Annotated in this window: 13 protein-coding genes; all 13 read right to left on the bottom strand. The window is 67.2% G+C overall.

What is annotated here, in order from left to right; all coding sequences use genetic code 11:
• Positions 1 to 15: 15 nt before the first annotated feature.
• The 13 genes from NG900_RS04095 to NG900_RS04035 all read right to left on the bottom strand — a co-directional run bounded on the left by NG900_RS04095 (position 16) and on the right by NG900_RS04035 (position 14,754).
• Positions 16 to 1,206 (bottom strand): NADH:flavin oxidoreductase, encoded by a 1,191-nt coding sequence (locus NG900_RS04095; RefSeq protein ID WP_252677014.1) that lies wholly within the window; start codon positions 1,204 to 1,206, stop codon positions 16 to 18.
• Positions 1,203 to 3,611, bottom strand: a complete 2,409-nt coding sequence (locus tag NG900_RS04090; protein WP_252678417.1) for an efflux RND transporter permease subunit — start codon at positions 3,609 to 3,611, stop codon at positions 1,203 to 1,205. Before NG900_RS04090 ends, NG900_RS04095 begins: the two co-directional genes overlap by 4 nt.
• A 97-nt stretch (positions 3,612 to 3,708) precedes the next feature.
• Complete coding sequence (locus NG900_RS04085; RefSeq protein WP_252677013.1) at positions 3,709 to 4,677, bottom strand: WD40/YVTN/BNR-like repeat-containing protein; 969 nt, start codon at positions 4,675 to 4,677, stop codon at positions 3,709 to 3,711.
• Between the two features lie 90 nt (positions 4,678 to 4,767).
• A complete protein-coding gene (locus tag NG900_RS04080) occupies positions 4,768 to 5,973 on the bottom strand; it encodes an acetyl-CoA C-acyltransferase (RefSeq protein WP_252677011.1) in 1,206 nt (401 codons plus the stop codon).
• Positions 5,974 to 5,995: 22 nt separating this feature from the next.
• Positions 5,996 to 6,451: a MaoC family dehydratase gene (locus NG900_RS04075; RefSeq protein ID WP_252677009.1), complete on the bottom strand. Its 456-nt coding sequence runs from the start codon at positions 6,449 to 6,451 to the stop codon at positions 5,996 to 5,998.
• A gap of 42 nt (positions 6,452 to 6,493) precedes the next feature.
• Positions 6,494 to 7,327, bottom strand: coding sequence for an SDR family oxidoreductase (locus NG900_RS04070; protein ID WP_252677007.1), 834 nt, complete (start codon positions 7,325 to 7,327; stop codon positions 6,494 to 6,496).
• A complete protein-coding gene (locus NG900_RS04065) occupies positions 7,324 to 8,550 on the bottom strand; it encodes an acyl-CoA dehydrogenase family protein (RefSeq protein ID WP_252677005.1) in 1,227 nt (408 codons plus the stop codon). Before NG900_RS04065 ends, NG900_RS04070 begins: the two co-directional genes overlap by 4 nt.
• A 26-nt stretch (positions 8,551 to 8,576) precedes the next feature.
• Positions 8,577 to 9,797 carry an acyl-CoA dehydrogenase family protein gene (locus NG900_RS04060; protein WP_252677003.1) on the bottom strand — a complete coding sequence of 407 codons (1,221 nt, stop codon included), beginning with the start codon at positions 9,795 to 9,797 and terminating at the stop codon, positions 8,577 to 8,579.
• A 13-nt stretch (positions 9,798 to 9,810) separates the two neighbouring features.
• Positions 9,811 to 10,686, bottom strand: coding sequence for an SDR family oxidoreductase (locus NG900_RS04055; RefSeq protein WP_252677001.1), 876 nt, complete (start codon positions 10,684 to 10,686; stop codon positions 9,811 to 9,813).
• A gap of 38 nt (positions 10,687 to 10,724) precedes the next feature.
• Positions 10,725 to 11,876 carry an acetyl-CoA C-acetyltransferase gene (locus NG900_RS04050; protein ID WP_252676999.1) on the bottom strand — a complete coding sequence of 384 codons (1,152 nt, stop codon included), beginning with the start codon at positions 11,874 to 11,876 and terminating at the stop codon, positions 10,725 to 10,727.
• Positions 11,877 to 11,901: 25 nt separating this feature from the next.
• Entirely contained in the window at positions 11,902 to 12,726 is an 825-nt protein-coding gene (locus tag NG900_RS04045) for an enoyl-CoA hydratase family protein (RefSeq protein WP_252676998.1), read from the bottom strand.
• A gap of 13 nt (positions 12,727 to 12,739) precedes the next feature.
• Positions 12,740 to 13,849, bottom strand: coding sequence for an NAD(P)H-dependent flavin oxidoreductase (locus tag NG900_RS04040; RefSeq protein WP_252676995.1), 1,110 nt, complete (start codon positions 13,847 to 13,849; stop codon positions 12,740 to 12,742).
• Complete coding sequence (locus NG900_RS04035) at positions 13,846 to 14,754, bottom strand: enoyl-CoA hydratase (protein WP_252676993.1); 909 nt, start codon at positions 14,752 to 14,754, stop codon at positions 13,846 to 13,848. Before NG900_RS04035 ends, NG900_RS04040 begins: the two co-directional genes overlap by 4 nt.
• Between the last annotated feature and the right edge of the window lie 32 nt (positions 14,755 to 14,786).

The raw sequence follows: 14,786 nt of genomic DNA, 5'->3' as shown, positions 1-14,786 counted from the left end.
CGCCGTCCCCACGTATTACGCTTGCACAAGCGCGCAGCGGACCCCGCCCGGCGCATCCAGCAAGCCCACGCAGCGGTTGCAGTGCGTGCAGCCGCTGACCGCTCGCGCATCGGCGCGCAGCCGTTCAACAAAACCCGCGTCGTGCAGCAACGGCCGGCCGAGCGCGACGGCATCAAAGCCCTCTTCGTCCAGCACACGCCGCACATCGTCACCACTGCTGACTCCGCCGAGGTAGATCAGCGGCACATCCACGGCTTGCCGCACACGGCGGGCCTGCTCGAGGAAATACAGCGGCTCGAACGGCATCGACGGAAACAGCTTCGGGCCGGCCAGGCGGAAGAAGAAGCGGAAGATCGCGCTGCGTTCGTTGCGGATCATTTCCGGCAACGGGCTCTCGCCGCGGAAGAGGTACATCGGCGAGCGGCTGACAAAGCCGCCGCTCAGCTCAATGGCGTTGATGCCGCCTGCGGCCAGCAGTCTGCAGGCTTCGATGCTGTTGTTCACGCAGACGCCACCGGGAAGCCCGTCATTCAGATTGAGCTTGGCGATCAGCGGCATGTCGTTGCCCACGGCTGCGCGCACCGCCTCCAGCACGCGCAGTGGCAAGCGCATGCGGTTCACGAGGTTGCCCCCGTAGGCGTCGGTCCGGCGATTGGTTGCGGGGCTGATGAACTGGCTCAGCAAGTAGCCATGACCCATGTGGATTTCGAGCGCGTCGAAACCAGCGGCCTTCAGTCGCGTTGCGGTTTCGGCGTACTGTGCGACCACTGCGTCGAGATCGCTCTGCCGCATCGCTCCAGCAATCGGCTCACCCGCCAGCAGACCGTAGTCATTGAGCGTGACCGACGGCCCGCGCGAGCGCTGTCCGAGCGGGCGCTTGAGGCGTGAAAACGAACCGGCATGGGCCAATTGCGCCGACACCAGCCCACCCGCGCCATGCACGGCATCGGCCAGCCGACGCAAGCCAGGCAGGGTCGACTCGTCTACGCAGATCTGGTCTGGAAAGGTCCGCGCACCCGGCGCGACGGCGCAGTACGCCACCGTCGTGAGTGCGGTACCGCCCCGGGCGATGCCGGCATGAAATGCCGCCAGCGATTCGCTCGGCTCGCCGCCCCGCGTGCGGCCCTCAAACGTTGCGGCCTTGACGAACCGGTTGGGCAGCGTCAGGCCAGCCAGTTGCCACGGCGTGAATGCGCGTGCGCTCATGCCACCTCCGAATTGAGCTTGCCGGCCTTGAGCTCGCCGACAACATGGCCCGAGTGTACGGAAGAACGGGCACCGCGTGCGCGCTCCTCCTGCTCCACGCCGAGCCACGCGGCCAGCGCCGGCAGCAGCAGCGCCGCGCCGAACAGGTTCACCAGGAACATGAACGCCAGCAGGATCCCCATGTCTGCCTGGAACTTGAGCGCCGCAAACGCCCACGTGCCCACGCCGATGCACATCGTCAGTGCGGTGAACAGCGCCGCCGTGCCGCGCTGGCGCATTGCCTCGGCAAAGGCTTGCGGCAGTGTCTGGTCGGTTTCGCGCAGTTGATGCTGAAGGCGCTCGTACAGGTAGATGCCGTAGTCCACGCCCACCCCCACGCCCAGCGTGATGACCGGCAGCGTCGAGACCTTCAGGCCGATGCCCAGGCGTGCCATCAGCGCATTGCACAGGATCGACACCAGCGTCAGCGGCACGATGATGCACAGCACCGCGCGCCACGAGCGGAAGGTCAGCAGGCACAGCAGCGTGATGGCCCCGAAGATGGCCAGCAGCATCGTCACCTCGGCCTCTTCCACGGCTTCGTTGGTGGCCGCCATGACACCCACGTTGCCGCCGGCCAGGCGGAATGCGACGTTCGGGGTCTGGTCTGCGGCCGTGAATGCCTTGATCTCCTTGACGATGTGCGCGATGGTGGCGCCTTCGTGGTTGGCGGTATAGATCAGCACCTGGATGGCTTGGCAGTTCGACGTGTTCATGCCGTTGTCGGGGTCGAACGCCTTGGCGCCCTGGCTCAGGCCATCGCTGCTGCGCGGCAGGGCTTCCCAGCGCGGATTGCCCTCGTTGAAAGCGCCGATCACCACCTTGCCCATCGAGGCCACGCTCACCACCGATTGCACGCCCGACACGCCACGCATCTGCATCTCGAAGCGCTCCACCGCGCTCATCACCGGGTAGTGCAGGCAGCCGTCGTCAAAGCCCTTGGGCTCCACCATCACCGTCAACACGTCCACGCCGATGTTGTACTGGCGCACGATGGCTTCACTGTCGAGGTTGTAGCGGGACGTGGCACGCAGCTCCGGGGCACCGTTGCCGATGTCGCCCACCTTGAGCGCGCGCGACTGCACTGCACCCAGTACGAGCAATGCCAGCGAGACGACAAACACCCCGATCGCCGGCCCGCGGCGCGCTAGGCGCCCAAAGCTCGACCACATCGACGCGCCGGCATCGCCACGCTGTACCTGGCGCTTGCCTGCCTCGACTACCTTCGGCTCAAGCTGCGTATAAGAGAGCAGGATCGGCAGGAAGATCTTGTTGGTCACGATCATCAGCAGCACGCCCAGGCAAGCGGTAATGCCAAGTTCGCGCACGATATCGATCTTGATCTGCATGATGACCATGAACCCCAGCGCATTGGTCAGCAGCGCCACCGTGCCGGGCACGAACAGCTTGCTGAATGCCGCGCGCGCGCTCTCCACCGAGTCATGCCCGCGCACTACCTCCTGGCGCCAGGCGTTGGTCATCTGCACCGCATGCGACACGCCGATCGAGAAGATCAGGAACGGCACCAGGATCGACATCGGATCGATGCCATACCCCAGCAGCGGCAGCAGGCCCAGCAGCCAGCCCACCGGCAGCAGCGCCACCAGCAGTGCCAGCAGCGTCGTCTTGCGCGAGCGCGTGTAGAAATACAGCATCAACGTGGTGATGAGGAACGCGATGGCGAAGAAGATCATCACGCTGGTGATGCCTTCTTCCACATCGCCCACCAGTTTGGCAAAGCCGACGATATTGACCTCGACGTCCTGCCCGGAGAACTTTGCGCGGATGGCTTCCAGCTCGCGTGCCACGCGCGAATAGTCGATGACCTGGCCGGTGGCGGGATCTACCTCGCTCAATTCGGCGCGGATCAAAGCCGACTTCAGGTCGTTGCTGACCAGACGGCCGATCTGGCCCGAGCGGGCCACGTTGCTGCGCACCTGGTCGAGTTCTTCGGGCGTGCCGGAGAACCGGCCTGGCAGCACCACATCGCCGCGGAAGCCGTCTTCGGTCACCTCGGTGTAGCGCACGTTGGGCGTGAACAGCGAATACACGCGCGGACGCTCCACGCCCTGGATGAAGAACACGTCATCGGTGGCGTGCCGCAGCTTGTCCATGAAGGCGCGGTTGTAGATGTCGCCCTCACCTTTCCAGCGCAGGCTGACCAGTACGGTGTTGGCACCCGAAAAGGCGCTGGCGTACTTGGTGAAGATCTGCATGTAGGGGTGCTGCAGCGGGATCATCTTGTTGAAGCCCGGGTCCAGCCGCAGGCGCGTGGCCGACAGGCCCATCGCCACGGTCATGGCCAGGCACAGCACCAGCAACAACCGGCGGTACTGGATCAGCGCGCGTGCAAAGAAGGCGACCATGCGGCTCGTGCGGGTCAGCGCAGGGGTGACAGCAGCCGCAGGGTGGAAATCAGGGGAGCGGGTCATGGCGTGCTCGCTTGCAATGAATCAGGGAAGATCAGCGGCTGACGCCACCAGGAGGGAGTGCGAACGTGCTGATGCCGCCGTCGCCGCCGATGACCAGGTGGGCATTGCCGACATCGGCCACCGTGGTGAGGGACTGCGAGTCCGCCGTCTGCGGCTTGAAGCTGCGGCCGTCGTCTGTCGACACGGCCAGCGTGCCGCCCTGCCCCACCAGCACGATGCGACCATCCGACAGCTGCGCGCCGCCAAAGAAGGACGTATGGGCCTGGGCATCCGACGCCTGCCAGGTGGCCCCGAAGTCATCGCTGCGCAACACGTTGCCGAGCATCCCGTAGGCCAGCCATGTGCCGTTGTGCAGTGCCAGCACGCCGTACAGCGAGCCCTTGTACGGCACCTGCATCGTTTCCCAGTGGGCGCCGCCGTCTGCGGAACGCAGTACGAGGCCCGACTCCCCCACCAGCATCAGACGGCCCTGGGCATCGCCCGTCATGCCGTTGAGATGTCGGTCGCGCATTGCGTCTACCGCTGCGTCCTTCCAGCTGGCGCCCTGATCGCGCGACACCAGGAAGCGGCCAAAGCTGCCGAAGGCGAACCACGCGCCACCGGGCTGCATCCACACGCCTAGCAGCGGGTCCGATTGCTTGTCGTCGAATGCGGCCTGCTGCCAGTGGGCGCCGCCGTCTTCGGTGCGCAGGATCCAACCGCTGTGGCCCACCGCAACGCCTTTCTTGTCATCGGCAAAGGCCAGCTGCGTCAGGGTCGAACCCTGATCGATGCTCACGGCGGCGGTGCGCCAGCTGGCGCCTTGGTCGTCGCTCAGCAGAATCTTGCCGCGCTCGCCCACGGCCACCAGCCGCTTGCCTGCGTGGGCAAGCCCGGTGATCTGCAGTTGATCCGGCCGCAGCGTGGTGGCCGCAAACGCCGGTAAGGGCCGGGGCGAGAACGCCCAGGCAGCCGTGGCCAGCACGGTTGCCGACATGGCCACGCCAATCCATTGCTTCATCGTTGTCTCCTCCTAGGGGTGCCGCTGCTGGACAACCGGGGCGGCCTCTGACGGGCCCATGTGCCTCCGGTGCCTGCGGCGATGTACCGATTACGGCAGCACGTCAAACAGCGCGGCTGCGCCCATGCCGCCGCCAACACACATCGTCACCACGGCATGCGCGACCCCGCGCCGGCGGCCTTCGATCAGCGCGTGCATGCTCATGCGCGCGCCCGACATGCCGAACGGATGGCCGATGGCGATTGCACCGCCGTTGACGTTGAGCCGGTCATCCGGAATCCCGAGCTTGTCCTGGCAATACAGCACCTGGCAGGCGAAGGCTTCGTTCAGCTCCCACAGGCCGATGTCGTTCACGGTCATGCCGTGGCGCGCCAGCAGCTTGGGCACGGCAAACACGGGGCCGATGCCCATTTCGTCCGGTGCGCAGCCGGCCACCGCCATGCCGCGATAGCGCCCCAGCGGGCGCAGGCCGCGCCGCTTGGCTTCGTCTGCACTCATCAGCAGCACCGCAGCCGCGCCATCCGACAATTGCGACGCATTGCCCGCGGTGATGTGTTCACCCTGCGCGATCACGCGGCCGCCGCTCCAGACCGGCTTGAGACCGGCCAGGCTTTCCGCGCTGGTGTCTGCGCGGTTGCATTCATCGCGCATCAGGCGCACGAGCTCGGTGCCGGTCTGTGCGCCCGTCTTGTCGAACAGCGCGCGCGTGGTTTCGAGCGAAACAATCTCGTCGTCGAAGCGGCCCTCGCTCTGCGCTTGCGCAGTGCGCTGCTGGCTGCGCAGGGCATAGGCATCCTGCGCGGCGCGTGTGATGCCGTAGCGCTGCGCCACCACTTCGGCGGTCTCGATCATCGCCATGTAGGCGGCCGGCTGGCGCGCGAGCACGGCTTCGGACTGCGCGCGATATGCGTTCTTGTGCTTGTTCTGCGTGAGCGAGATCGACTCCACGCCGCCCGCCACGATGATGTCGGCCTCGCCGCACTGGATACTCTTCGCGGCGGTAGCAATGGTCATCAGGCCCGACGAACACATGCGGTCCATCGTCATGCCCGGCACGCTGTCGGGCAGGCCGGCTGCGGTGGCGCACAGGCGGCCCAGGTTGTAGCCCTGCGTGCCCTGCTGCGCGGCCGCGCCGATCAGCACGTCGTCCACTTCAGCCGGGTCGATGCCCGCGCGCTCAACCACGGTGCGTACCACGTGGCCGCCCAGCACCGGCGCCTCGGTATCGTTGAATGCGCCGCGGAATGCCTTGCCGATGGGCGTACGTGCCACGGCTACGATGACGGCTTCTTTCATGCTTGTCCTCGAAAGTTCGGATTCAGAAGTAGTAGCGACTGATGGTGTCGGCCACGCAACCGGGCTTGTCCTGCCCCTCGACCTCGACGGTCATGCGCACCACGGCCTGCACACCACCTTGCAGCGCTTCGGCCTTGACGAGTTCGCCCACGCCGCGCAGGCGCGAACCGACGCGCACCGGCGCCGGAAAACGCACCTTGTCGCAGCCGTAGTTCACGCCCATCTTCATGTTTTCCACGGTCAGGATTTCGGGCAGGAATTGGTTGACCAGCGACAGCGTCAGATAGCCATGCGCGATGCAGGCACCAAACGGGCCGTTGGCCGCGCGTTCCGGATCCACGTGCAGCCACTGGTGGTCGCCCGTGGCATCGGCAAAGCCGTTGATCTGCGCCTGCGTCACCTCTGTCCAGGCGCTCTCGCCCAGCCGCTGCCCGACTGCATCCAGAATTGCCTGAGCAGAATCAAACACCCTTGCCATGCCTATCTCCTTAGCGGCCCCTACCCCAAGCCGCCGCGGGCCTCATGCCTGCTGGCTGCTCACCGGGAGCACTTCTCCTGTCATGTACGAGGCGTAGTCGCTGGCCAGGAACACCATCACATTGGCCACTTCCCACACTTCGGCGGCACGCCCGAACGCCTCGCGTGCGGCCAGTTGCTCCAGCAGCTCCGCCGGCGCCGATTTCTTCAGGAAATCGTGCAAGGCGATGCTGGGCGCCACCGCATTGATGCGCACGCCAAACTCGGCGGCTTCCATCGCGCTGCAGCGTGTGAGCGCCATCACGCCGGCCTTGGCCGCTGCGTAGTGCGCTTGCTCCTTCTGCGCGCGCCACCCGAGCACCGACGCGTTGTTGACGATGGCGCCGCGCCCGCGCGACTGCATGTGCGGCAACATCGCCCGCGTCATCCGGAACGTGCCGGTGAGGGTAATGTCGAGCACTCGGAGCCATTCGGCATCGTCCATCTCGACTATGCGGCGCGACCCGCCGAGGCCCGCGTTGTTGATCAGCACGTCGGTGCCGCCCAGTGCTTCTTCTGCCGCGGCAACCAGTGCCTGGACCTGTTCTTCGTTGGAGACGTCGCACAACTGGCCGTAGATGGCCTCCAGGCCGGTTTCGGCGCGCAGCTTGGCGACGGCCTCTTCCAGGCGGCGGGGGTGGATGTCGGAGATCATCAGCGCGCGTGCGCCTTCCTCAACACACCGGCGCGCCGCCGCAAAGCCGATGCCGACCCCGGCGGCCGCCGTGATCAGCACGCTGCGCCCCTTCAGCAGGCCATGGCCAGGAACGTAGGCGGGCGCAGCGCGCACGCCCTGTGCCGCGCCGTTGGAATGCGTGGTATCGGAAATGGTGTTCATGCTTGTCCCCGTGCTTCGCGCGGCATGCCCAGGCCGCGCTCGGCGATGATGTTGAGTTGGATTTCGTTGGTGCCGGCGTAGATGGTGTCGGCGCGGGAGAACAGCGCCATGCCTTGCAGGCGGGTGCGGCGCGTGTTGGTCTCGTCGATGAGGTTGGCCTCGGGGCCGAGCACATCCAGTGCAAGCTGCCCCAGGTCCCGATGCCAGTTGGACCAGTAGTACTTGTAGATCAGCGCTTCGCGCTGTAATGCGCCACTTCCTGTGCCGCTGTCTGCGCCCTGCGCGCCGGCCAGCATGCGCAGCGCGTTGTAGCGCATGACCCGCAGGCCGGACCAGGCGCGTGCAATGCGCCGCCGCAGTACCGGGTCGCGCCATGCGCCGTTCTCGCGCGCAGCGTCCACGATCCAGCCGAGTTCATGCGCAAACTGCATCTGCTGGCCGAGCGTGGAGATGCCGCGCTCGAAGCCCAGCAGCGCCATGGCAATGCGCCAGCCCTCGCCCGGCGCGCCCACCACGTCTGCGGCCTTGGCTCGCGCGCCATCAAAGAAGACCTCGTTGAACTCGGCACCGCCGCCCATCTGGCGGATCGGGCGGATCTCGATGCCCGGCTGGTCCAGCGGCATCAGCAGGAAGATCAGCCCGCGGTTGCCCTGGGAGCCCGCCTCGCTGCGCGCCAGCACGAAGATCCATTCCGATTCGTGCGCGAGCGACGTCCACACCTTCTGGCCCGTCACGATCCAGTCACCCGTGGCCGGATCGCGCTCGGCGCGGGTGCGTACATTGGCGAGGTCCGAACCGGCGCCCGGTTCCGAATAGCCCTGGCACCAGAGTTCGGTGCCGTTGCGGATGCCCGGCAGGAAGCGCGCCTTCTGGTCTTCGGTGCCGTAGGCGATGAGCGTAGGGCCGATCAAGCCTTCGCCGATGTGGCCCATGCGGCCCGGGCCGCCGGCACGCGCGTATTCCTCCTGGAAGGCCACCTGCTCCATCACCGAGAGATTGCGTCCGCCGTGCGCCTCGGGCCAGCCCACGCAGGTCCAGCCGCCTTCGGCCAGCTTGCGCTCCCAGGCCTTGCGCAGCTCGGGAAACGCTTCTTCATCTCCCGGCCCGCCGCGATGCTTCAGGCAGGCGAATTCACCTGTCAGATGTTCCGCCATCCACGCTGCCACGGCTTCGCGCAGCGCGGCTTCGCTCGTTTCCGGAGCGCTGCAATCGACTGAAGTCATGCTCTTCTCAACCTTTGATTTGCCAGTCATTCCGCGTGGTCTGCGGCCAGTGCGCCGGCAACGCAATCGAGCGCCGCTGCCGTACCGCCCAGCCAGCCTGCCGCCGCCTGCGCGCGCTTGAAATACAGCTGCGGGTCGTATTCCCACGTAAAGCCCACGCCGCCGTGCAGCTGGATCGCCTCCTGCGTGCAGAAGGCGAAGGCCTCCTCAGCAGCAAGGCGTGCTGCGGCGATATCGAGGCGCGCGGCATCCATTGCGCCTGCCTCTTCAGCCGCGACGGCGGCTTGCCATGCATGCGCGGCGCCGTGAATGGCGGAGCGCGCGGCTTCGGTCAGCACCATCATCTGTGCGCAGCGGTGCTTGACCGCCTGGAATGAGGCGATGGCCCGGCCGAACTGGATGCGCTCTGCCGCGTAGGCCACCGTCAGGTCCAGGCACTGCTGCGCGCCGCCGAGTTGCTCGGCCGCCAGCATCAGCGTGCCGTGCCACAAGGCCCCGCCAATGCCGCGCGCCACCTCGGCGCCGCGCGCAAGGCAGCCGCCTGCGTCCACTGGCAACGCGTCGAACACGACGGAGGCCACGGCCCGGGTGCGGTCCAGCGTGGTGAGCGGTTGCACGCGCAGCTGCGGGTTGTTCGCCAGCGCCGCGACGTCCAGCCAGAACAGCGCCAGTCCGCCAGCGCCGTCGTGGATGCGCGCAGGCACCAGCAGCCAATGCGCGCCCACCGCATCGAACACCTGATCGACTCGGCCGTGCAGCACGAAGCCGCCCTCACCCGCCTCGGCCCACACAGACAGCGATTCCGGCGCGAGTTGCCCAGCCGGGTCGGGCGACGTACCGACCGGCAGCACCAGCGCGGCGCGCGTTGTGCCGAGCGCCAACGGCTCCAGCCACGCTTGCGCCTGCGCCGGTGCCAGGGCCCCCTGCAAGGCCGGCGCCGCCAGGCAGACGCTCGACCAGTAAGGCACGCACGCCAGGCGGCGGCCCATTTGCTCCATCAGCAACACCAGCTCGGGTGCGCCCAGTCCCGCGCCGCCAACCTCTTCAGGCAAGGCGATGCCGCACCAGCCCAGTTCGGCCACCTCGCGCCAGAGTTCGGGGTCATGCCCGGCGGACGGTCCTTCGGTATCCACCGCATCCACCGCATCCACTACTCGGCGCACCGCGGCGGAATCGCTGCGCGCGTCGAGAAACTCCCGCGCGGTGTCGCGAATCATTTCCTGCTCGAGCGAAAGCGAGAGTTCCATCGTCGTGCCCGCCTCAGGTGCCGTAGACCTTCTGTGCCGGCTGGGCCTGCGCCAGCAACTTGCCGACCGCGGCCCCCAGTTCGCGCGGCTCCCAGCGCGCGCCCTTGTCCTGCTCCGGGCCCGTGCGCCAGCCGTCGGCAATGGAGATCTTGCCGCCGGCCGCCTCGAACATCTGGCCGGTCACGTGGCGCGACTCGGCACTGCCCAGCCACACCACCAGCGGTGCGACGTTGGCCGGGTCGAAGGCGTCAAAGCCGTCTTCGGGCGCCTTCATCATCTCGCCGAACACGCCTTCGGTCATGCCCGTGCGTGCGGCAGGCGCCAGCGCATTGGCGGTGATGCCGTAGCGCGCCAGCTCGGCGGCCTGCACCAGCGTGAGGCTCGCAATGCCACCCTTGGCAGCGGCGTAGTTGGACTGTCCCACCGAACCCTGCAGCCCGGCGCCAGAACTGGTGTTGATGATGCGTGCATCCACCTTGACACCCGCCTTGGAGGCATCGCGCCAGCGCTTGGCCAACAGATTGGCCAGGCAGAAGTGGCCGCGCAGGTGCACGCGCATCACCTCGTCCCAGTCCTCTTCCGACAGGCCGACGAACATGCGGTCGCGGCAGATGCCAGCGTTGTTCACCAGCACGTGCACGTCGCCAAATGCTTCAACCGCTGCATCGACGATGCGCTGCGCCGTGGCCAGCTTCGTGATGTCGTCGTCGTTGGCGATGGCGCTGCCGCCGGCCGCGCGAATGGCTTCGCTCACCGCCTCGGCGGCCTCGCGCCGAATATCGTTGACCACCACGTTGGCACCTTCGGCACCGAAGGCCAGTGCATACGCACGCCCCAGGCCACCGCCCGCGCCCGTGATGATGACGGTACGTCCGTCGCAGATTCCCATTGCTTGCTCCTGTTCTTGCGTGAGCGCCTGTGCGTAGCTCAGAGGCGCTCGATGATCGTCACGTTGGCGACACCGCCGCCTTCGCACATGGTCTGCAGGCCGTAGCGGCCGCCGGTGCGCTCCAGCTCGTGCAGCAGCGTGGTCATCAGCCGCGCACCGGTTGCGCCCAGCGGATGGCCCAGCGCGATGGCACCGCCGTTCGGGTTGGTCTTCTCGGCCGAGTAACCAGTCTCGGCCAGCCACGCCATGACCACCGAGGCGAAGGCTTCGTTGATCTCCACCACGTCGATGTCGTTCATGCTCAACCCCGCACGCTCCAGCGCGCGCTTGGTGGCGGGAATGGGTGCGGTCAGCATCCAGACCGGGTCGTCGCCCATCACGCTCATGTGCACGATGCGCGCACGCGGCGTGAGGTTGTAGCGCTTGAGCGCGTCTTCCGAGACCACCAGCAGCGCGGCGGCGGCGTCACAGGTCTGGCTCGACACGGCGGCGGTCAGCTTGCCGCCCGGCATCAGCGGTTCCAGTGTGGCCATCTTGGCCAGGGTGGTATCGGGGCGCGGCGTCTCGTCGCGCGAGACGCCCTGGAACGGCACGATCTCGCGTTTGAAGCGGCCCTCTTCGATGGCCACCATGGCACGGCGGTGGCTCTCCAGCGCGAAGGCTTCCATCGCCTCGCGCGAGAGGTTCCAGTGGTCGGCAATCATCTGCGCGGCATGGAATTGCGACACCGGCGCATCGCCAAAGCGCGCGCGCCAGCCCTCGCTACCCGAGAACGGATCGGTGAAGCCCAGCGCCTGACCGGCCAGCATGGCCGACGAGATCGGGATCTGCGTCATGGTCTGCACGCCGCCGGCGATCACCACGTCCTGGTTGCCGCTCATCACGGCTTGCGCGGCAAAATGCACGGCCTGCTGCGACGAACCGCACTGGCGGTCCACCGTCACGCCGGGCACCTGCAGCGGCAGCCCGGCCGCCAGCCACGAGCTGCGACCGATGTTGCCGGCCAGCGGCCCGATGGTGTCGCAGCAGCCGAACACCACGTCGTCGTAGTCTTCGGCCGGAATGGCGTTGCGGCCGACCAGTTCCTTCAGCACGAAGGCACCGAGGTCGGCGCCGTGCACGTGCGACAGCCCGCCCTTGCGGCGCCCCACGGGCGTGCGCAGCGCGTCGACGATATAGGCTTGTTTCATGTCGATGTCCTTGTTCTGAATGCGCTCAAGCGGCGGCTTTGGTCGACGTCGATGCGTCGCCGTCGAAGCGCGCCTCGCGGCGTTCCACGAACGCGTCGCGCGCTTCGGTGGAATCGGCGGTCATGTAGGCCTGCAGGGTGAAGCCCTGTTCCCAGCGGTATTTGTCTTCGAGGTTGCCGTCTTCCACGCCGTTGAGCGCTTCCTTGGCCAGACGCACCATGGCGGGGCTCTTGGCGGCGATCTTGCGGGCCATCTCCAACGCGGCATCGCGCAGCTCGGCGCGCGTCACGACCTTCTCCACCGCGCCCAGGCGATACGCTTCAGCCGCGTCGATCGGGTCGCCCGTGAAGTACATGGTGCGCACCTTCTGCACGCCAAACATGCGCTGCAGGTGAGCACCGCCGCCCATGGCGCCACGGTCGATCTCGGGCACGCCGAAGGTGGCGCATTCGGACGCAACGATGATGTCGGCCGCACCGCAAATGCCGATGCCCCCGCCCAGCACGAAGCCGTGTACGGCTGCAATGACCGGCACCGGATTGCGGTGCACCGCGCGGAACGTTTCGTAGTTGCCAGCGTTCACGTCAACAATGCGCTGCGGATACGCGGCCAGTTCCTTGATGTCCACGCCTGCGCAGAAGCCACGGCCTTCACCGCGCAGCACGATCACACGGACGTCCGGTTGTTGCCCAAGCTGCTCGATGGCCTTGGCCAGCGCGTGCCAGCCGGCACTGTTGAGCGCGTTGACGGGCGGATGGTCGATCACCAGTTCGGCCACGCCGTCCTGCACGTCGATCTTGAAAGGCGCCGCACCCGAGGCGCGCGCGCTGTTGCTTTGCTGTGTGGTCATGGAAACGGGCTCGTTAGAGAGTGGCGGCGGCGACGGTTTGTGCCGATTGCGCCGGTTGTGCCGTTGCGTGCAATGCATCGAGGCGCGCCTGCGCCTGGGCCGCGATGCGCGTGATGATCTGTTCGCAAGAGTCGAGTGCGCCGATGGCGGCCGCCGCCTGCCCGCTGGGCAGCACGCCTTCGTCCGGATGGCCTTCCACCATCGCGCGCTGGATCAGCACCGGTGCGTTGGCGGCCATCATGGCCTGCGCGGCGCTGTAGTCGTGCTGGCGCATCGCGCGCCACCCGGTGGCGAGCATTTGCGAGGTGCGCATGCCGGTGCGCTGGCGCCATTTGTAGGCCGCAGCCAGCGCCAGCCACGTGCGGCGCAGCGGGCCGGCCGCTTCCAGCTCCAGCAGCAGCGGGTTGTCGATCATGCGTTGCGGCAGGCCGTCGATGGCGAGCGACACGCGAATCTTTCCTGCGTCCTTGACCGCCACGTAGCGCTGCAGCGTGGCCGCTGGCACCGGGGAATCGCTCGACATCAGAAAGCGCGTGCCCATGGCGATACCAGCCGCACCGTAAGCGAGCGCGGCCGCCAGGCCACGCCCGTCGAAAAAGCCGCCTGCCGCCACCACAGGCACGCTCACAGACTCCAGCACCTGCGGCAACAGCAGCGTTGTCGGGGTGCCGCCGGTGTGGCCGCCGCCTTCGCCACCTTGCACCGTCACCACATCGGCACCCAGTTCGACCGCCTTGGCGGCGTGCTTGGCCGCGCCCACGGTAGGCATGCAGACGATGCCCGCCGCCTTGAGCCGGCCGATCATGCGGGCATCCGGCCCACGGCCGTAGCTGACGGCACGCAGGCGGTGGCGGATCGCCATCTCGACCACCTCGTCGGCGTTCGGCTGGAACATGTGGAAGTTGATGCCGAACGGCTGCCCGCTCAGCGCCTTGACGGCCAGGATCTCGCGTTCGACCTCACCCGGCAGCAGCGTGGCGCCGGCCAGGAAGCCGAAGCCGCCCGCGTTGCCCGTGGCCGCCACCAGACGCGCATCGGCCACCCAGCCCATCGCGGTCTGGACGATCGGGTACCGGCAGCCGAGCAGATCGCACAGCACCGTATGCAAGCTTGTTGCGCTCATGCTGCGCGCTCCTTGCCCTCACCGCCGTCACCACCCGTGCGCTGCGATGCGGCCATGGCGCGGGCGTCGTAGCCGCCCAGGCGGTCGCCGCTGGTCAGTTCGTTATGGGCATGGGCGAAGTGGTGCCACGCAAAGGCCGCATCCATGGCCGCGCGCTTGCCTTGCAACTCTTCAACGTGGTTGATTGCCTGCTTGGTGAGCGTCAGGCCCAGGCGCGGCATCGTGGCCACCTTCTGCGCCAGCGCCAGCGTGGTGCTCTCCAGCGCGTCGCGCGTGGTGACGCGGTTCACCATGCCCATCTGGTAGGCGCGTGCGGCATCCATGCGATCGCCCGTGAAAAGGAATTCCTTGGCGATGCGCGGGTTCAGTTCATACGCGTGGGCGAAATACTCCACGCCCGGAATGCCCATGCGCACCACGGGGTCCGAGAAGAATGCATCGTCGGAGGCGACGATCAGATCGCACACCCACGCCAGCATCAGCCCGCCCGCAATGCACGCGCCGTGCACCATGGCGATGGTCGGCTTGGGCAGGTCGCGCCAGCGGCGGCACATGCCCAGGTAGACCTCCTGTTCACGCGCGTAGAGCAGTTCCCCGCCCGGCTTGTTGACGTGGTCGTACCAGAGCGAGGCGCGCTCGAAAGTCTCGTCGATGTCGCGGCCGGGTGTGCCGATGTCGTGGCCGGCGGAGAAATGCTTGCCGGCGCCGCGCAGGATGATGACCTTGACGGCATCGTCGGACGATGCGCGACGGAAGGCCTCATCCAGCGCGTACGTCATCTTGGAGTTCTGCGCGTTGTGGTACTGCGGCCGGTTCATCGTGACCGTGGCCACACCGTCGGCGACTTGATACAGCACCTCGGCGTTCGGGCCGAGCTCTTCTGGGGTGATGGCTTCTGTTGACATGGTCTGTTCTCGTCGTGGCTGCCGGTGCGGCC

It is taken from the genome of Ralstonia soli, assembly GCF_023955655.1.
Taxonomy (GTDB): domain Bacteria; phylum Pseudomonadota; class Gammaproteobacteria; order Burkholderiales; family Burkholderiaceae; genus Ralstonia; species Ralstonia soli.
Note: the sequence above shows the minus strand (reverse complement) of the source record. Positions and strands in the feature narration are given on the sequence as shown.